We start from the raw sequence: 14,713 nt of genomic DNA, 5'->3' as shown, positions 1-14,713 counted from the left end.
TAAAGCTTTGCCGTCCCCTCCTTGTGAGGTTTTCCTCAACTCTTTCATACTAGAGCTTTCCCTTTGAATTTAAGCCCTAAGTCCTTCAAGTAGATAGCCCTTGGTTCTTCTCCCGTTTCTGATGAGGCTTATCTCGCCCTTTAGGGAGGAGCAATCTTTATGGCTGAAGCTGTTAATTTCGCAACTTTCTTAGTATAATAAAAAGGAAAGGATTTCACTCGTTTTATCGCTTAATCGTCAATAATTATTACTTCTCTTCACTGACCAGTTTTAACATTATCTTCTTTTCTATATTTCTTATGTGGTATAATAGAGTTGAGGGGGAAACGTTTAACGTTTTACTTAAGTCTTCTAAGTTTACTTTTCTGGGGAACTCAAAATAGCCTAGTTTAACTGCGGTTTCTAGTATTTCTTTTTCCTTTTCTGTTAGTTCTACTTCGCTTACTGGTTTGTATTCCTTAGTTCTAACTTCGATATTGATCATTATATTTTTCAAACCTTCCATGATATAGTCTAGGTGTTGGCTAGGTATTAAGAAGTCCCATTTTTCTATTCCTTGGTTATAAGTTGCACCTAGAAAGAATCCGTGGTATTGGTCAATCATTCTGGGTATTGAAATTTTATTCACGTTTTTTATGAAGCTTAGTATTATCTTATCCCTAGAATACTTAGTTGCACTAGTCAAGATAAACACTCTATAAGTTTGCTTCAACCTCTCTAAAAGGGGTTTCCTATCATCCTTGTGGATTAATAACAGCATTCTCAAATAGTTGTCCATCATTCTGAAGTCTAAAACCTTAATCGGGTATTTTAATCTCTCATCGGTACTCCAGCAACCTACATGTACGCCCTTAACTAGGACTCTGACTGGAGAACCTACTACAAATTTCATTATAAATATATTAGATTATACCTTTAAATTTCTTTTTGAAAGGAGGACATGGGAGAAACATAAGGTATAAGTACTAATATCTAAAGGTAAACAAACTTAAACAGAAGTTTTTACTACGTATGGAAAGATTTAATAAAAAGAGGGTTAAAACTAGCCTTTAAAGGTAATGAGGAGTTTACTAAGCGTTAATTAGATCTACTCTGTTCCTATCTAACCATTCCCTAAATGCTTTATACCTCTCCTCTAGCTTCATCCTCATGTATTCCTTGGGGTCAAATCTTTCATTTTGTTGAATTCTTAAAGACTTCACCACGTTTTCAACACTCCCGTCTAGTAATTTCTCCACAACCTCTTTTCCATAGATTTCCTCTAACATGAGTCTACCTTCATAGGTCATCATTGAGAAGGACCACTTAGCAAACTTATCTACGTTTACTATTACGTCGTATTCTGGGAATTCCCTCTTTACCTTGTACTTTACGTTGACTGTAATCAGATCAGCTATGGTGCATTGATTACCTGCCGTAAGTATCATATCAATAGTTATCCTACTGTCGTCTACGTCTATTCTCTTGACTAACCCTAGGTCATATATATTTATGGGAATTTCCGGGTCATAAATCTGTCTCAGTATTTCCACTATCTTATCCTTGATATTCAACTCCTATTCCCTCAAGATACTTGTTGTGCTCTTTCCTTATCTCGTTAACCACCTTGTCGTATTGTTCTCCAAAGATTTGCTTAAACCCTTCTAGGGCTTTATAACTCTCTGGGTACCACTTGTTTACCCACTCTTTTACTACGTTTTTAAGTGAGGGCTCTCTCTGGAAGGCATATTTATATATTTCTGCTATTTGATTCCTATGCCTTATAGCATCGTTGTAGAATGACCTAGAAATGTGTAATTGCATATCATCTCCCATCTTAGCTAACTGATTTGGCAAGTGGACTAATAGTAACTCCTCTAAGGTGAACTTTACGTTTAGTCCAAAGGAAGCTAATGCCTCTCCCCAATCATATGCTACTAGCATTTTTTCTAATACCTCTCTAGCAGGCTGGAATATCTCGCTTTCCTCCCAGGTTTTCCTTGTCTCCTTTCCAAAACCATAGTTTGGATAGACTATGTCGAGCATTTTGATCCTTTGGGCAACTCTTTGAACTCTTCTCATGTGGTCCATGGACATGAAGATGAACGTGTTCACTATTGAACTAGTAGGAGCCATAGTAGCTAAGTAACCTGATTCCATCTGGAAGACGTGCCATATGTATCTTAGAGGATCATAAACGTCTTTGTAAACGTTTAGCACGTCTTCGCTTAAATTCCAGTCGTATTTACTCCTAACAATTTCCTCGTAGAGTTTGTCCAAGAAAGTTTCGTTATCATCTGCCATTGCATTGTATGTCCAGTAAACTAGCTTGTATGGATCTTCATAATCATGCCATTGTCTTCTCTCAAATAGTGGCTTAACAAAAGGTGAGTTGAAGAGGAAGTGTTTATACCACTTCTGTGTTACGTGGTCAGTGCCTAATTCGAAAGGTCCTTTATTGTACACGAAGTTTGGTGATAGTGGGTCTGTCCAATAGCTTAAGGCGTAGGAGACTATTTGATATTCACTGGGTTTTTTCTTACCTAATTTCTTCTCTAGCATTGGCCAAGTACTGTATACCTTCTTGTAACTTGTATACTCTTTATCCCTATAAAATACGCTAGTTTGACCGTTCTTGAAGATATCGCCAAACAGTTCTTTATATCTCTTAGCCCAAGGTAAGTTCTCTACTTCTTTTATCATTCTCTTTATTTCTTCCTCATTTGTACTCATTCACACCCCCTCCAAATACCACTTTATGTAACTCCCAGTTGTAATTATCCTTCCAGCAAAGGCTGATAGTCTGACTTCAACTTCACCCGGAAATCTGACTTCCCTACCGGCTAGCTTCTCTAAAGTACTCTTATTTAATGTTAATTCCTTATCTCCAACCACTCTGATATACGAACCCCTATCCATCACTCCTTTGAAGTTATTTGGGTTATCAATTGCTATAGCCTCGATGATTAGGTAGGAGAAGTCGTCTTTCATTAATACTGGTCCTACCAAATCCTTTGGTAATTCGTTTAACTCTATCTTATACTTACTTAATATGTAATCTAGGTCTATTGTCACTTCTTCCAAAACACATTACACCTCTTATTTATTATACATTCGGAAGTATTTAACTTTAAATTCATATGTGGATACTGAGGGAACTTTAACGTAAACCTTGTTATCATCGACTTTCACTTCCAATTGAAATAGACTACTCCCCTCTGGATTTATGCTCTCTCCCGTACTCGGATCGTATTCCCAAAGGTGGACTGGGCAAGTTATTTTTTCTCCATCAAAACTTGAAGGTTCTAATAGACCTAAGGCATGTGCACACCTAGCGTAATAAGCCTTGAACTCTCCATTGACATTAACAATTAAGATCTCATAACCCTTTACGTTTATTAACTTAGCCTCTCCCTCATAAATGTCATCTGTCGTTATAGTCTCAACGAAGTCGCCCGGATAATCCATCTTACTCACCATCATTTTTACTCCCTCAATTTACCCTCTCTTTCTAACCTCTTTATAATGCTTAGTCTCTCGAAATCGTCCTTAAACAATACCGTGGGTGATCTAGGAGCGTCCTTAGCCTTTTCCTCAACTTCCCTTATTATCCTATAAATGTCATCATTCTGGTTCTCTGGCTTCCACCACTCCTCTTTAGCTGGCCAATACACTAGGACTAGGATATCAAAGGGCTTTATGACATCCTTAACCTTAGCATTGGGGTCTAAGACTTCTCCAGCCTTAGTGGTATCCCCTCTGAACCTTACCATTCTCAACTCCTTATCTTTTTTCCAAACTAGGATGTTAGCTACAGTGGAGTAAAGTGCTTCTGTAGCCTCCTTAATAGTTTGGTTAGCAAAAACGAAACCTGGCAACCATACAGTACCTTCTTCATGGACGTATATAACTGGTATTATTTCCTCGCTCATGTCGATCACTCCAAATACTTTTTAATTCTATTATTGAAATCGGGGTCTTTCTCCTTATACAATAAGGCGTAAGCGTTATCAGTTGGGTCTAAGCCGGCTTCACCGTATTCGGTGTAACCCATGTTCCATATGACCTCTTGTAAGAGTCTCTTAGGATCTTTATAAGCTTCTGGTGTGAACTGAATCATTCCTTCTAAAACCCTCTGAGTGTAAGTCCTACGATTCGCATATCTCTCTGGTTCTTGTTCAAATATCCACTTACAAATGGGCGAGTCAAACGTATAGATCTTTCCTTTATATTCACTAACATATATTCTCAAATATTTACTATTAGTTGGGGCCTGTATCGGAACTTGACATATATTGCATAAGTGTACTGCCGTTACTGGAAGTGGGGATTCCCCATTTAATATCTTATAAATGTATAAATCCCAAACTCTCCCAAAAAACTTCTCCCAGTGTGGATACTTCTGATTTAACCATTTTCTCTCATCGGGAGTTGGTCCCCTAAATCCTATGTTTAATGTTCTTCTCCACGTGTATAAGCCTATTATGAAGTCATGGTGCCAATGGTCTAATTCCAATTCCCACCAATCCCAATACCATGGTCTTCCAATACCTAGATCTTGTAGTATTCTCATGAATTGAGCTCCCACCCACTCCTGCATGAACTCCTTATAGGACATTATCCTAGCGTCTAAAGGCGTTAAGTAGTCCATTGAGACTCCAGTTAAAGGTGCTATTAGCCTAGTGTCAAGCCAGAAGCCCTTCAATATTAGATACTCAGCTGCTTCTCTATATTCCTTACCCCTTTCCCTAATTTTCTTAGCGAATTCTATTGTATTCTTAAACCTAGCTTGCAACGCTTCTGCAGTACTTTTTAGCGTCTGTTTAACCTCGCTTCTAGTAGAGCCTAAACTACCTTCAGAAGACATAATACCTCATTTTCTTATTTAGAGTTTACCTAATAAGTACAATTATCAAAGATTACTTTATAATGACTAGATCAAAACCTTTCTATTTAAAATTTTAGTAATAATGTTCATAATTAACTATATTGGTATCATATCTAACGGAGTAGCTGTTCTTATAATAATTACGGACTGTCGTGAAAGAAGTACTCTATGTAAAATTTCATTTAGATTATCAAAATAATATCTTAGATGAGGCCTTTGAAATATCTGTGAACAAACTAACCTCATTTAGCTAAATCTTTTCTCTAGTTTTCTTCAGCATTAATTACAAATAATGAAGCTAAACTTTCATTGCTTGTAAACAAAAAGTTTAAATAAGCATCAACTTTATAAATTCTTAAGAGTGGTCTAAACATGAAGCCAACTCCACAAGAACCAAGATTACCAACTAGGGACGACTATTACGATCTAGCGAATAGATTAGAGTGGACCCCAAAATATGTTTCTGAGGAGGAATTATTCCCAGTAGACATGCATGGTTTGCCATACTTGCCGATAGACGTGTGGGCTGAAACGTTTGATGCCCCATATAAGGTAACTTATAGAGAATACGTTAAGAACCAAAGGGAGAAAGACACTAAAGTGCTTTCAGTTAGGGACGCTGGAATGAGAGCAGAGTTAGCTAAAAAATTGGACAGAACTTATCATGAGGGGGCTTTCTGCTTCCACATAACTGCAATCCCTATACCAGAATATACTGCGGCTGTAGCTGAAATAAGGGCTGCTAGATTTGGAAAAGCAGGAGAGTGGAGGAACCTATCAGTTTTTGGTGCTATGGATGAAGTTAGGCATGCTCAACTTCAAGGCTTACTATCTCACGATAACATAGGTATTAGTCCTAAGTTTGCTCATGCCCATAAGATGTTCTGGATAGATGGATGGCTTCCAATAGCTGCTAGGAGCTTCTTTGACGATGGTATAACTGGGGCTAATGCGATAGAATTTGACCTTTTAGTCCCATTCGCCTTTGAGACAGCTTTCACTAACTTGCAGTTTGTCGCATATGCAGCGATGGCTCAGGGGGCAGGTGATATAGTGTTCTCTACTGCAACTTCGAGTATACAGACTGATGAGGCTAGGCATTCACAGATAGGTCATCCAGTGTTAAAGACTATGGTAGATTTGGAGAAGATTTCTAAAGAATTAGAGAAAAAGATATAATTTTTTTAAAATTTTTTCTTTTTACCACCATCTTGATATTATTACTTTTCTGTCTGTGAAGAAGTGTATGTAATCGTCTCCTCCTTGTCCGTGTAGGTCGCCGAAGTGGGAATCCTTCATCCCCGCGAATGGGTACCAGGCTATTGGTTGTGCTATTCCTATGTTCACTCCTATGTTCCCCGCCTTTACGTATTTCTTGAACTGCCTCGCATGTTTACCATTACTAGTAAATATTGACGCTGCGTTGCCGTATTTGCTTTTGTTTATAATTTCTATTGCCTCATCTATGTTGTTAGTCTCTATTACACTGGCTACTGGTCCGAATATTTCTTCTTGGGCTATCGTCATTGATGGTTGTACGTCATCAAACACTGATGGGGCTAGGAAGTTTGTCTCTGGGTAATTTCCTTTTATTCTAAATTGTCTCCCATCTAATACCAGTTTTCCTCCTTCAGATATCCCCTTCTCTATGTAGTTTAATGCCCTATCCTTGCCGTCTTTACTATTCATAGGTCCCATGTTTACTCCCTCATCTAATCCATATCCTAAAGTGTAGTTTTTAGCCTCGTTTATGAAAGCTTTTAACACTCTTTCATGGTTTTCCTTAAATACTACTAGGTTAGCTGCTGCTAAGCATCTTTGTCCTGCGTTTCCATAAAATGCCTCTACAGTGTTTGGTATTGCCTTACTTAAGTCCGCATCTGGCATTATTACTACGAAGTTTTTCGCTGAAGCTTGGGCTATAACTCTTTTTCCATAAGAGGCTCCCTTTTCATAAACGTATTTTGCTATTTGTGTTGTTCCTACAAATGTTATTCCCTTTACTCTATTATCTTCTAATAGTGTATCAACAACTTCCTTATCTCCGTGGATTAGGTTAATTACTCCTGCTGGTATTTTTACTTCTTCGTGGATTATTTTCATTACTTGGGTGAAGGAGTTTGGTGTCCTAGGGGATGGTTTTATTATTATTGTATTACCAGTTATTATGGCGTATGGTAGGAACCAGAATGGTATCATTACTGGGAAGTTGAATGGTATTATTGAGGCGAATACTCCTAGAGGCTCATTTATTAACTCCTCATCAATGTCCTTTGCTATGTCTAAATTGTTCTTTCCCATTATCTTATATACTCCCCCTATTGACGCTTCAATGTTATCTAATGCTCTTCTCAACTCTCCCTTAGCTTCACTTAATGTCTTCCCGTGTTCTTGGGTTATTAATCTAGCTATCTCGTTCTCATGGGATAATATGGCTTCTCTCATTCTGAAGAGGTATTTTAATCTTTCAGTTATTGGTGTTTCACTCCAAGTTTTGAATGCTTCATATGCTGATTCTATTGCTTCCTTTGTGTCCTCCCTAGTGGAGAATGGTACCTCGGATATTTTTTCCAGCGTAGCAGGGTTTATTACGCTCTTATACTGACTTCCCCTACTCTCTTGAAACTTCCCATTTATGTAATTCCTTAACCTTATGTCTTGAATAGACATGTTAAAATTTAAATGGTAAGACAAAGTTATAAACTTATCTAGTATGCAATAATAGAGGCTTACCTAAATAAAGAAAGTAATGAAAAATATTTTTATACCACGAATAAAAGTTAATACATCAAAACACTTTCAGAGGAAAGGTCATAACAGTTTATATTTTAAAACTTTCTCTAATATTAAGGTTCACCATAAAAAGGGTTTGAGGAAATACCTCAATAATTGACGTATATTGCCTTCATTCTAGTGTAGAAGTTTATTGCCTCTTCTCCTAACTCCTTATAAATATCATTACCAGAACCCTTGAATCCACCATATGGAACCCATTGGTCTAATTCGCTAGTCGGTCTATTCACCTTAACCACACCTGTCTCCACCTTGTTAGCGAATCTCATTATCTCCCCTATGTCGTTACTCACGATTTCAGATACTAACCCATATTCTGTGGAGTTGACAATGTCAATAGCCTCGTCTAAACTATCATAAACCATTACCGCTAAGACTGGACCAAATATTTCCTCCTTAGCGATCCTCATGTCCTTACTAACATTATCGAATATTGTAGGCTTAACGAAATAACCAAAATCAAACTCCTCACTACCCCTAATAGGCTCACCACCATAGACTAATTTAGCACCCTCACTCTTACCAACCTCAATATAATTCAAAACCTTCTCAAACTGCTCCCTACTCGATAAAGGACCCATTTGAACGCCTTGCCTTAAACCATTACCTATGATGGTGCTCTTAAATTTTTCTACTAAAGCATTTATTGCCTTGTCGTGTAATTCTTTGGGAACTAAAAATCTAGATGTGGCTAGGCAAACTTGACCAGCATTTCTTATGACAGATCTCGTCACGTGCTCTATGGCTAGGTTAAAATCACCATTTTTAGTTAACACTGTTGCGTTCTTTCCACCTAATTCTAATTGGACTCTAACGAATCTATTGCCTATTCTTCCATTAATCTCCTTTCCAACTTGTAATGAACCCGTAAATGAGATAGCTGAAATGTCCTTATTTACTACTATCTCATCTCCAACCTCTCCGCCTGAACCTGTCACGAAATTTAAAACTCCTTTTGGCAGACCAGCATCATAAAAGGCTTTAACTAATTCATAAGCTACCGTTGGAGTATTTGTAGCTGGTTTAAAGACTACTGTGTTCCCAGTGGCTATTGCGGGAACTATCTTCCATCCAGGGATTAAGAATGGAAAGTTCCATGGAGTGATAATTCCTACTACTCCTAGAGGTTCTCTCATTGTTATGTGAAAACTATTCTTCATACTTGATGGTATTGTTTTACCCAAGGAGTTCAGGATAAGACCACCATAAAACCTTGCCAATACCGCAATCCTCTCAACTTCATATCTACTTTCTGGTAACGTCTTTCCCTCCTCTAAGGTTAAGATTTTGGAGATGCTTTCAATTCTTTGTTCTAAGATATCAGCAAATCTAAATAGAATTTTAGCCCTATCATATGCAGTATATTCTCTCCACTTCTCGAAAGCTTCCTTAGCTGACCTAATAGCGTTGACCACATCGTTTCTCTTAAGCTTAGGGAATTTCGAAATCACCCGTCTTAAGTCTGCAGGATTTTTTACTTCATAATACTCTCTTTCTCTTGGGACTACATATTCTCCTATATAAACCCCCATTTCCGTCATGAAATATTTCCCAATCTATTAGTTTGAGGAAATGGTTAAAAAGTTTCATCAAAAATGGAGAAAAATTTAGTTAGATTTTAAGCTCTGTAGTTCTCGTTATAATTTAATATATCATCTTTTTAAGAAAAGTTTAAATATGTGAGATTAATTACATATTATCAACATGTATGCAGCTAGACTATATAATTTTATGCAACCATTAAAAGTCGAAGATATACCTATCCCGAAGGTCGGTCAAGGAGATGTCTTAATAGAAGTTAAAGCTTGTGGAATATGCAGATCAGATTGGCACTTATGGAGAGGGGATCCATCTTTAGTAGCTTATATGGAATGGAGTGGAGGAAAATTGCCTATAATACAAGGGCATGAGGTTGCTGGGAGAGTAGTTGAAATGGGGGATAGAGTTACGAAAGTGAAGAAAGGGGATTACGTAGTCTTGCCTGCGTCGTCTACTGGGGATTACAGGACTTGTAGGTATTGTATGGAGGGGAACTCTAACATCTGTGAGCATCTAGTCATAGCAGGTTATGGAATAGATGGATGTTATGCGGAATACATGTTAATCCCAGAGAGGACAGTCGTAGACTTGGTTAAAGTTCCAGATAACATTAAACCTGAGTGGGCTGCAATCACTGGTTGTGGATTTGGAACTGCGTGGAACGCGCTAACTATGAAGTCTAGCTTAAAGCCTGGAGATACGTTAATAGTTCTGGGAACTGGGGGGATGGGACTAAGTGCAGTTGCTATAGCTTCAGCCATGGGCATTAAGGTGATTGGAATAGATATTAATGAAGGTGCTGTTGAGAGGGCAAAGAAAATAGGCGCAATTTCAACTTATTCTTACAAGGATAAGAATGAGTTAAATAAGATAGTTGAGGATATTACTAAGAGTTTTGGTCTAGTGGATGCAATATTTGACACTACTGGCAATCCAGATGCGATTTCTCCTCTATTACCAGTTATAAGGCCTCAAGGTACTCTATTAATGGCTGGGTTGATGATGAAGGGAAAAGAGATCTTACCTTTGCCTGCTGATCTAGTCGTTGCTAGGGAAATTAGAATTCAAGGAGTTTTAATGCTCCCCGCACAAAAGTATGATGGAATATTTAAATTAATGGGAGAGGGGAAGATTAACCTGGATGGTGTAATATATAAGTATATAAGTTTGTGGGATGTTAATGACGCATATAAAGAGATGAGTGAATTCAAGAACATTGGAAGGATAATTATCAATAAGTTCAAATAGAAAAAAGCTAGATTATTTTTTGTGTTACTTTTATTTTTTCTAATCTCTCTATTAATTTAGTAGAAGTGACTTTGAAATATGCAGTGAAATAGTATCCTCCTTTAACTTCCTCTAACTTTAAGACATCTACTTCATCGTTAACATAGCCTCCTAATTCAATGTTAGCCTTTCCCTTCCAGACCTCACCTAAAACGTTTTCATCTCTAACTCTACTTACGATTTCTAATAAGTCTAGCTCGCCATCACCCCTAGAAGGGAAGTATCTGATGTTAAGGAATGGACCGAAATCCTTGGTAGGAACTGAGTCGGACTTCTCTTCTAATTCCACTTGTAATCTAAACATTAAGTTTCCTCCCCTGATCGTGTAGCCTCCTAATTTCAACCCTTTCCCTGGCTTATTATATTTAGGCAATAAGGGATGAAGCTTGGTCATAGCTATCTTAGCTATTTTCTTTGGATATCCATCTAACCAGCCTCTAACTAAAGCCCAATCCTTATCAACCCACATGAATGGGAAGTATAGGTAATGGTTTCCTTTATAATAGACTTTTAACCCTATTGCCCCCTCCATGTACTGTGTTAAATCTGGATCTTGGTATACCCAATCCCACGTTGATTCTGAAGTAGATATAAATTCAGCTATGTAAATCCATCCCTCACCATCTGTCGTTAAGAAGTCTGGTAATACTTCATTTGCACTCTCCCTTTCAAACTTAACGTGAGCACCTATATACGTTACTCCATAATGCCAAGGTGGGGGTGGTACTATGCTTGACTTCCCTGTTCTTGTTATAGGAAGGCTGTACGACATATTAAACCACTGTATAGCATAAGCGATTGACTGTATATAAGTTTTTTCATTTAAATTTACATGATTTGATTTTCATAATAATAAAATTAGAAGTTAAATCGCATCGAGATCCTCAATTAAATATAAGTTTTCTAGTGTAAGTTTAAACCTCAGTTATAAAATTATAACTTTTCTAGTTCTTTTTCATGCTTTTATAGAAAAATTTGATTTCAAAACATTTTACTTATACATTATATCACTCAAAGAAAAGTTTATAAATCACTCAAATGATTAAATACATAAGGGTGTGTACGAAGTATGGTAAATAAATTAATCAGTCAATTAGTTAGCGTAGAAATATTAACTCCAAAGATAGATGATACCTTATGGTTTTTCAAGGATGTGTTAGGATTATATGAGGTGGGAAGAAAAGATAGATCAGTATATTTAAGGGGATGGGAGGACTGGTATACTTACAGTCTTAAAGTTACCGAAGCCAGTACTAGTGGGGTAAAAGAGATAACTTGGAGGGCTTATAGTGAGGAGGACTTACATACAGCAATAAAGATGATAGAGTCTAAGGGATTAGGGTTAGGATGGGATAACGGAGAACCGGATATGGGTGTAGGTAAAGGTTATAAGTTCATGTTGCCCTCTGGACAAGTAGGTAAGTTAGTCTGGGAGATGAAATTATGGAGGGCTAGTGGTAACTTAAGGTCAGGATTTAAGGCTAGACCAATGAAGAAACCGTTACAAGGTGTTCAGGCTAGGGATTTAGCTCACGTATTCATATTCGCCTTTGATCCAAACGCGTTGAAGAGTACTGTTGACTTGTTTAAGTCATTAACTTGGCATGTAACTGAAATATTGAAGGAGGGAGATCAAAGGATAGCCTACTGGGGAGCCTTTAATGGTACCGCACACGATATGGCTATTAGTCTAGATCCTTCTGGTGTTCCGGGAAGATTAAATCACCTAACTTTCAACGTAGATTACGCTGATGATATATTGAGAGCTGCAGACTTCTATAGTGATTATGGTGTAGAAATAGTTGGTGGACCATTAAGACATGGTATAACTGATAGCCATTCATTATACGTAAAAGAGCCAGGAGGTAACGTAATAGAACTCCTACATGGAGGGTATATAAACGTTGTGCCAGACTGGGAGCCAGTGGTGTGGGACACTAAAGAGGATGAGTACAGATGGTTATATTACTGGGGTCACGTTAAGGAGGCTTTCTGGGATGGTAGTCCAGTACCTAAAGACAGGGTAGACCCAGAGTTAAGGGAATTAATCAGACAAAAACTTGGGAAGTGAAATTTAGGGGAAATGAAATGGAGAAAGAAGAGTATTTTTTTACCGCTCCACTTTCAACTTCTGGGAAGTCTTCCTTAGTACCACCACCACCTTGGATTTATGGAATTGAAAACATATCGGCTCACGTATATTTTAACGTTAATTCAATTCTGGATTTCATACCAAAACCATTAGACGTTGAAGATGGGGAGGGGTGGATTTACATCGCTAGCATAATATCTACTAGTGAGAGAAACTTAGATATGCTTTACGAAGAACCGGAGTTAACCCAATACATGGAGTGGGCTATAGCGGTAAAGGTCAAGTTCAATGACAATTACTACACGTTTTTCCCATTCATGTGGGTTGATAAGGACTTCGCATTATATAGAGGTATAATATTAGGTTACCCAAAGAAGTTTGCAAAAGTGGAGATGAGTAGGTTCAATCCAATGTTGAAAGGATATTCCGAGCCAAAGGAAGGAGTGAGAATAGGTGGATACTCAGTTAGGGGTGGAGAGAAATTGATGAAGATGGTTATTGAGTTGAAGGATAAGGTTAATAAGATACCCTTTCCCTTCGGTCCAATAGTCCAGTTTAGGAGATTTCCTTCAATTATCGAGGGTACTGATGTTTTTGAGTTAGTTCAAGTAGTTGCAGAAGCTGAGGTAAAGGAAGGGTGGAAAGGTGATGTGGTTAAACTGGAATTGAATGGAGGAATAAATGATGAGGTAGAGAAGTTTAAGGTAGAAAAAGTATTAGGGGGATATTACTACAACTGGTTCTTGAGGCAAAAAGGGGCGAAGTTGTTATATAAGGTTAAGTAAACGTTAGGGAATATTTTTCTAGTACTTTCTTCCTTTTATTACTAAAATTTTATCCTTAGATTATAAGTAAAAAGGCTAATATTAATCTATATTCACAGTAAGACTTTTTAACTATAAAAACAAGTAATAGTGAAATGGAGACAGATTACTTAATAGTAGGCGGAGGATTGGCTGGGGGATACGCCTCCCTCTCGATAAGGGAAAAGGACAAAAATGGAAAAATATTATTGATAAGTGAGGAGAAGGAATTACCATATGACAGGGTTCCCCTATCTAAAGAATTTTTACTAGATAAGATAGCTAAGGAACAGTTATACATCACTACTAGGGAAGAGCTGGAAAGCAATGCCGTGAATGTAGAGTTGGGGAGAAGGGTAATACAAATAGACCTATCCAATAGGGTTGCTAAATTAGATAATAACGAGAAGGTCAGTTTTAAGAAGATACTGATTTCAACTGGAGGAAGTCCTAGGAGACTTAGGATTGAGGGTAGTAATCTTGACGGTATCTATTACTTCAGGACTTTAGACGACGCTGAGAGGATAAAGTCCAAGTTATCTTCAGTTGGTAACGTTATTATTGTAGGAGGGGGTTTTATAGGTTGTGAGCTAGCCTCTGCTCTAAACGTAAAGGGGTTAAAAGTTACTATAGTCGAGATGTTAGATAGTCTTTTAGGTGCGGTTTTAGATAAGGAAATGGCTACGTGGATAACTAAGTACTTCTTAGATAAGGGTGTGAATTTAAAATTAAATACTAGGATAAGTAAATTTATTGGCGAGAATAATAAGGTTATTGGTGTAGAAACTGATAAGGGGGAGATCATTAAGGGAGATCTCGTCATTGTGGCTGTTGGAATATCTCCTAACGATTCCTTAGCTAAGGATGCTGGTTTAAAGGTGGATAATGGGGTAATCGTGAATGAGTACTTGGAGAGTGACGTGAAGGGAGTTTTCTCTGCTGGTGATGTCGCAAGATTTCTCAGCCCTATCTATAATGAATACATGAGGATTGAGCACTACGACGTTGCTGTTAAACAAGGCAAAATCGCTGGTTATAATATGGTAGGGGAGATGAAGAAATTCGACGAGATACCTTACTTCTTCTCTAGGATGTTTGATGCTAAGCTTAACTTTAAGGTCTACGGTGTTTTAAACAGATATGACAATATAGTTCAGAGAGGTCCAGATGGTAAAGGGGGAATGATAAGGTTCTACTTAAAGGGGAATGTAATAAATGGCATTATGTTAGTGAATGCGAGCTTGAGGGAGAGTGTAATAAAGAGGTTAATTAGGAAGAAAGTTGATGATGTGGAGAAATTGAGAAGTGGAAAGTTAGAGGAAATCTCTTAAT

At 37.6% G+C, this 14,713-nt stretch carries 15 protein-coding genes; 5 read left to right on the top strand and 10 right to left on the bottom strand.

Annotated elements, in window-relative coordinates; translation table 11 throughout:
* Positions 1-247: 247 nt before the first annotated feature.
* The 7 genes from BFU36_RS13280 to BFU36_RS13250 all read right to left on the bottom strand — a co-directional run bounded on the left by BFU36_RS13280 (position 248) and on the right by BFU36_RS13250 (position 4,846).
* Positions 248-892, bottom strand: coding sequence for a helix-turn-helix domain-containing protein (locus BFU36_RS13280; protein WP_069284462.1), 645 nt, complete (start codon positions 890-892; stop codon positions 248-250).
* A gap of 178 nt (positions 893-1,070) precedes the next feature.
* The gene (locus BFU36_RS13275; protein WP_231961176.1) at positions 1,071-1,553 is read right to left on the bottom strand and encodes a metal-sulfur cluster assembly factor; all 483 of its coding nucleotides are present in this window, start codon (positions 1,551-1,553) and stop codon (positions 1,071-1,073) included.
* On the bottom strand, positions 1,537-2,712 hold the full coding sequence (locus BFU36_RS13270) for a toluene monooxygenase (RefSeq protein ID WP_231961174.1): 1,176 nt from the start codon (positions 2,710-2,712) through the stop codon (positions 1,537-1,539). Before BFU36_RS13270 ends, BFU36_RS13275 begins: the two co-directional genes overlap by 17 nt.
* A complete protein-coding gene (locus BFU36_RS13265; RefSeq protein ID WP_069284835.1) occupies positions 2,713-3,054 on the bottom strand; it encodes an MmoB/DmpM family protein in 342 nt (113 codons plus the stop codon). It abuts the gene before it with no gap.
* Positions 3,055-3,078: 24 nt separating this feature from the next.
* Positions 3,079-3,462 (bottom strand): Rieske 2Fe-2S domain-containing protein, encoded by a 384-nt coding sequence (locus BFU36_RS13260; protein ID WP_231961172.1) that lies wholly within the window; start codon positions 3,460-3,462, stop codon positions 3,079-3,081.
* A 2-nt stretch (positions 3,463-3,464) separates the two neighbouring features.
* Complete coding sequence (locus BFU36_RS13255; protein WP_069284461.1) at positions 3,465-3,911, bottom strand: hypothetical protein; 447 nt, start codon at positions 3,909-3,911, stop codon at positions 3,465-3,467.
* 5 nt (positions 3,912-3,916) lie between these two features.
* Positions 3,917-4,846, bottom strand: a complete 930-nt coding sequence (locus BFU36_RS13250) for a YHS domain-containing protein (protein ID WP_069284460.1) — start codon at positions 4,844-4,846, stop codon at positions 3,917-3,919.
* A 393-nt stretch (positions 4,847-5,239) separates the two neighbouring features.
* Here BFU36_RS13250 and BFU36_RS13245 point away from each other — a divergent pair, with 393 nt between their 5' ends.
* Complete coding sequence (locus BFU36_RS13245; RefSeq protein ID WP_069284459.1) at positions 5,240-6,046, top strand: toluene hydroxylase; 807 nt, start codon at positions 5,240-5,242, stop codon at positions 6,044-6,046.
* A gap of 21 nt (positions 6,047-6,067) precedes the next feature.
* On the opposite strand, the gene BFU36_RS13240 is transcribed toward BFU36_RS13245, so the two are convergent.
* Positions 6,068-7,537, bottom strand: coding sequence for a CoA-acylating methylmalonate-semialdehyde dehydrogenase (locus tag BFU36_RS13240; RefSeq protein WP_069284458.1), 1,470 nt, complete (start codon positions 7,535-7,537; stop codon positions 6,068-6,070).
* 212 nt (positions 7,538-7,749) lie between these two features.
* Entirely contained in the window at positions 7,750-9,201 is a 1,452-nt protein-coding gene (locus BFU36_RS13235; RefSeq protein WP_083216424.1) for an aldehyde dehydrogenase family protein, read from the bottom strand.
* A gap of 163 nt (positions 9,202-9,364) precedes the next feature.
* Here BFU36_RS13235 and BFU36_RS13230 point away from each other — a divergent pair, with 163 nt between their 5' ends.
* A complete protein-coding gene (locus BFU36_RS13230) occupies positions 9,365-10,447 on the top strand; it encodes an alcohol dehydrogenase catalytic domain-containing protein (RefSeq protein ID WP_069284457.1) in 1,083 nt (360 codons plus the stop codon).
* 7 nt (positions 10,448-10,454) lie between these two features.
* Here BFU36_RS13230 and BFU36_RS13225 read toward each other — a convergent pair whose 3' ends face one another.
* The gene (locus tag BFU36_RS13225; RefSeq protein ID WP_069284456.1) at positions 10,455-11,258 is read right to left on the bottom strand and encodes an acetoacetate decarboxylase family protein; all 804 of its coding nucleotides are present in this window, start codon (positions 11,256-11,258) and stop codon (positions 10,455-10,457) included.
* Positions 11,259-11,555: 297 nt separating this feature from the next.
* Between BFU36_RS13225 and BFU36_RS13220 the strand changes: the two genes are divergently transcribed.
* From BFU36_RS13220 to BFU36_RS13210, 3 genes are all read left to right on the top strand, one after another.
* A complete protein-coding gene (locus BFU36_RS13220; protein ID WP_069284455.1) occupies positions 11,556-12,557 on the top strand; it encodes a VOC family protein in 1,002 nt (333 codons plus the stop codon).
* 17 nt (positions 12,558-12,574) lie between these two features.
* Positions 12,575-13,363, top strand: a complete 789-nt coding sequence (locus tag BFU36_RS13215) for an acetoacetate decarboxylase family protein (protein WP_069284832.1) — start codon at positions 12,575-12,577, stop codon at positions 13,361-13,363.
* A 134-nt stretch (positions 13,364-13,497) separates the two neighbouring features.
* Positions 13,498-14,712: an NAD(P)/FAD-dependent oxidoreductase gene (locus BFU36_RS13210; protein ID WP_069284454.1), complete on the top strand. Its 1,215-nt coding sequence runs from the start codon at positions 13,498-13,500 to the stop codon at positions 14,710-14,712.
* Position 14,713 lies beyond the last annotated feature (1 nt).

The organism is Sulfolobus sp. A20, assembly GCF_001719125.1.
Taxonomy (GTDB): domain Archaea; phylum Thermoproteota; class Thermoprotei_A; order Sulfolobales; family Sulfolobaceae; genus Saccharolobus.
Note: the sequence above shows the minus strand (reverse complement) of the source record. Positions and strands in the feature narration are given on the sequence as shown.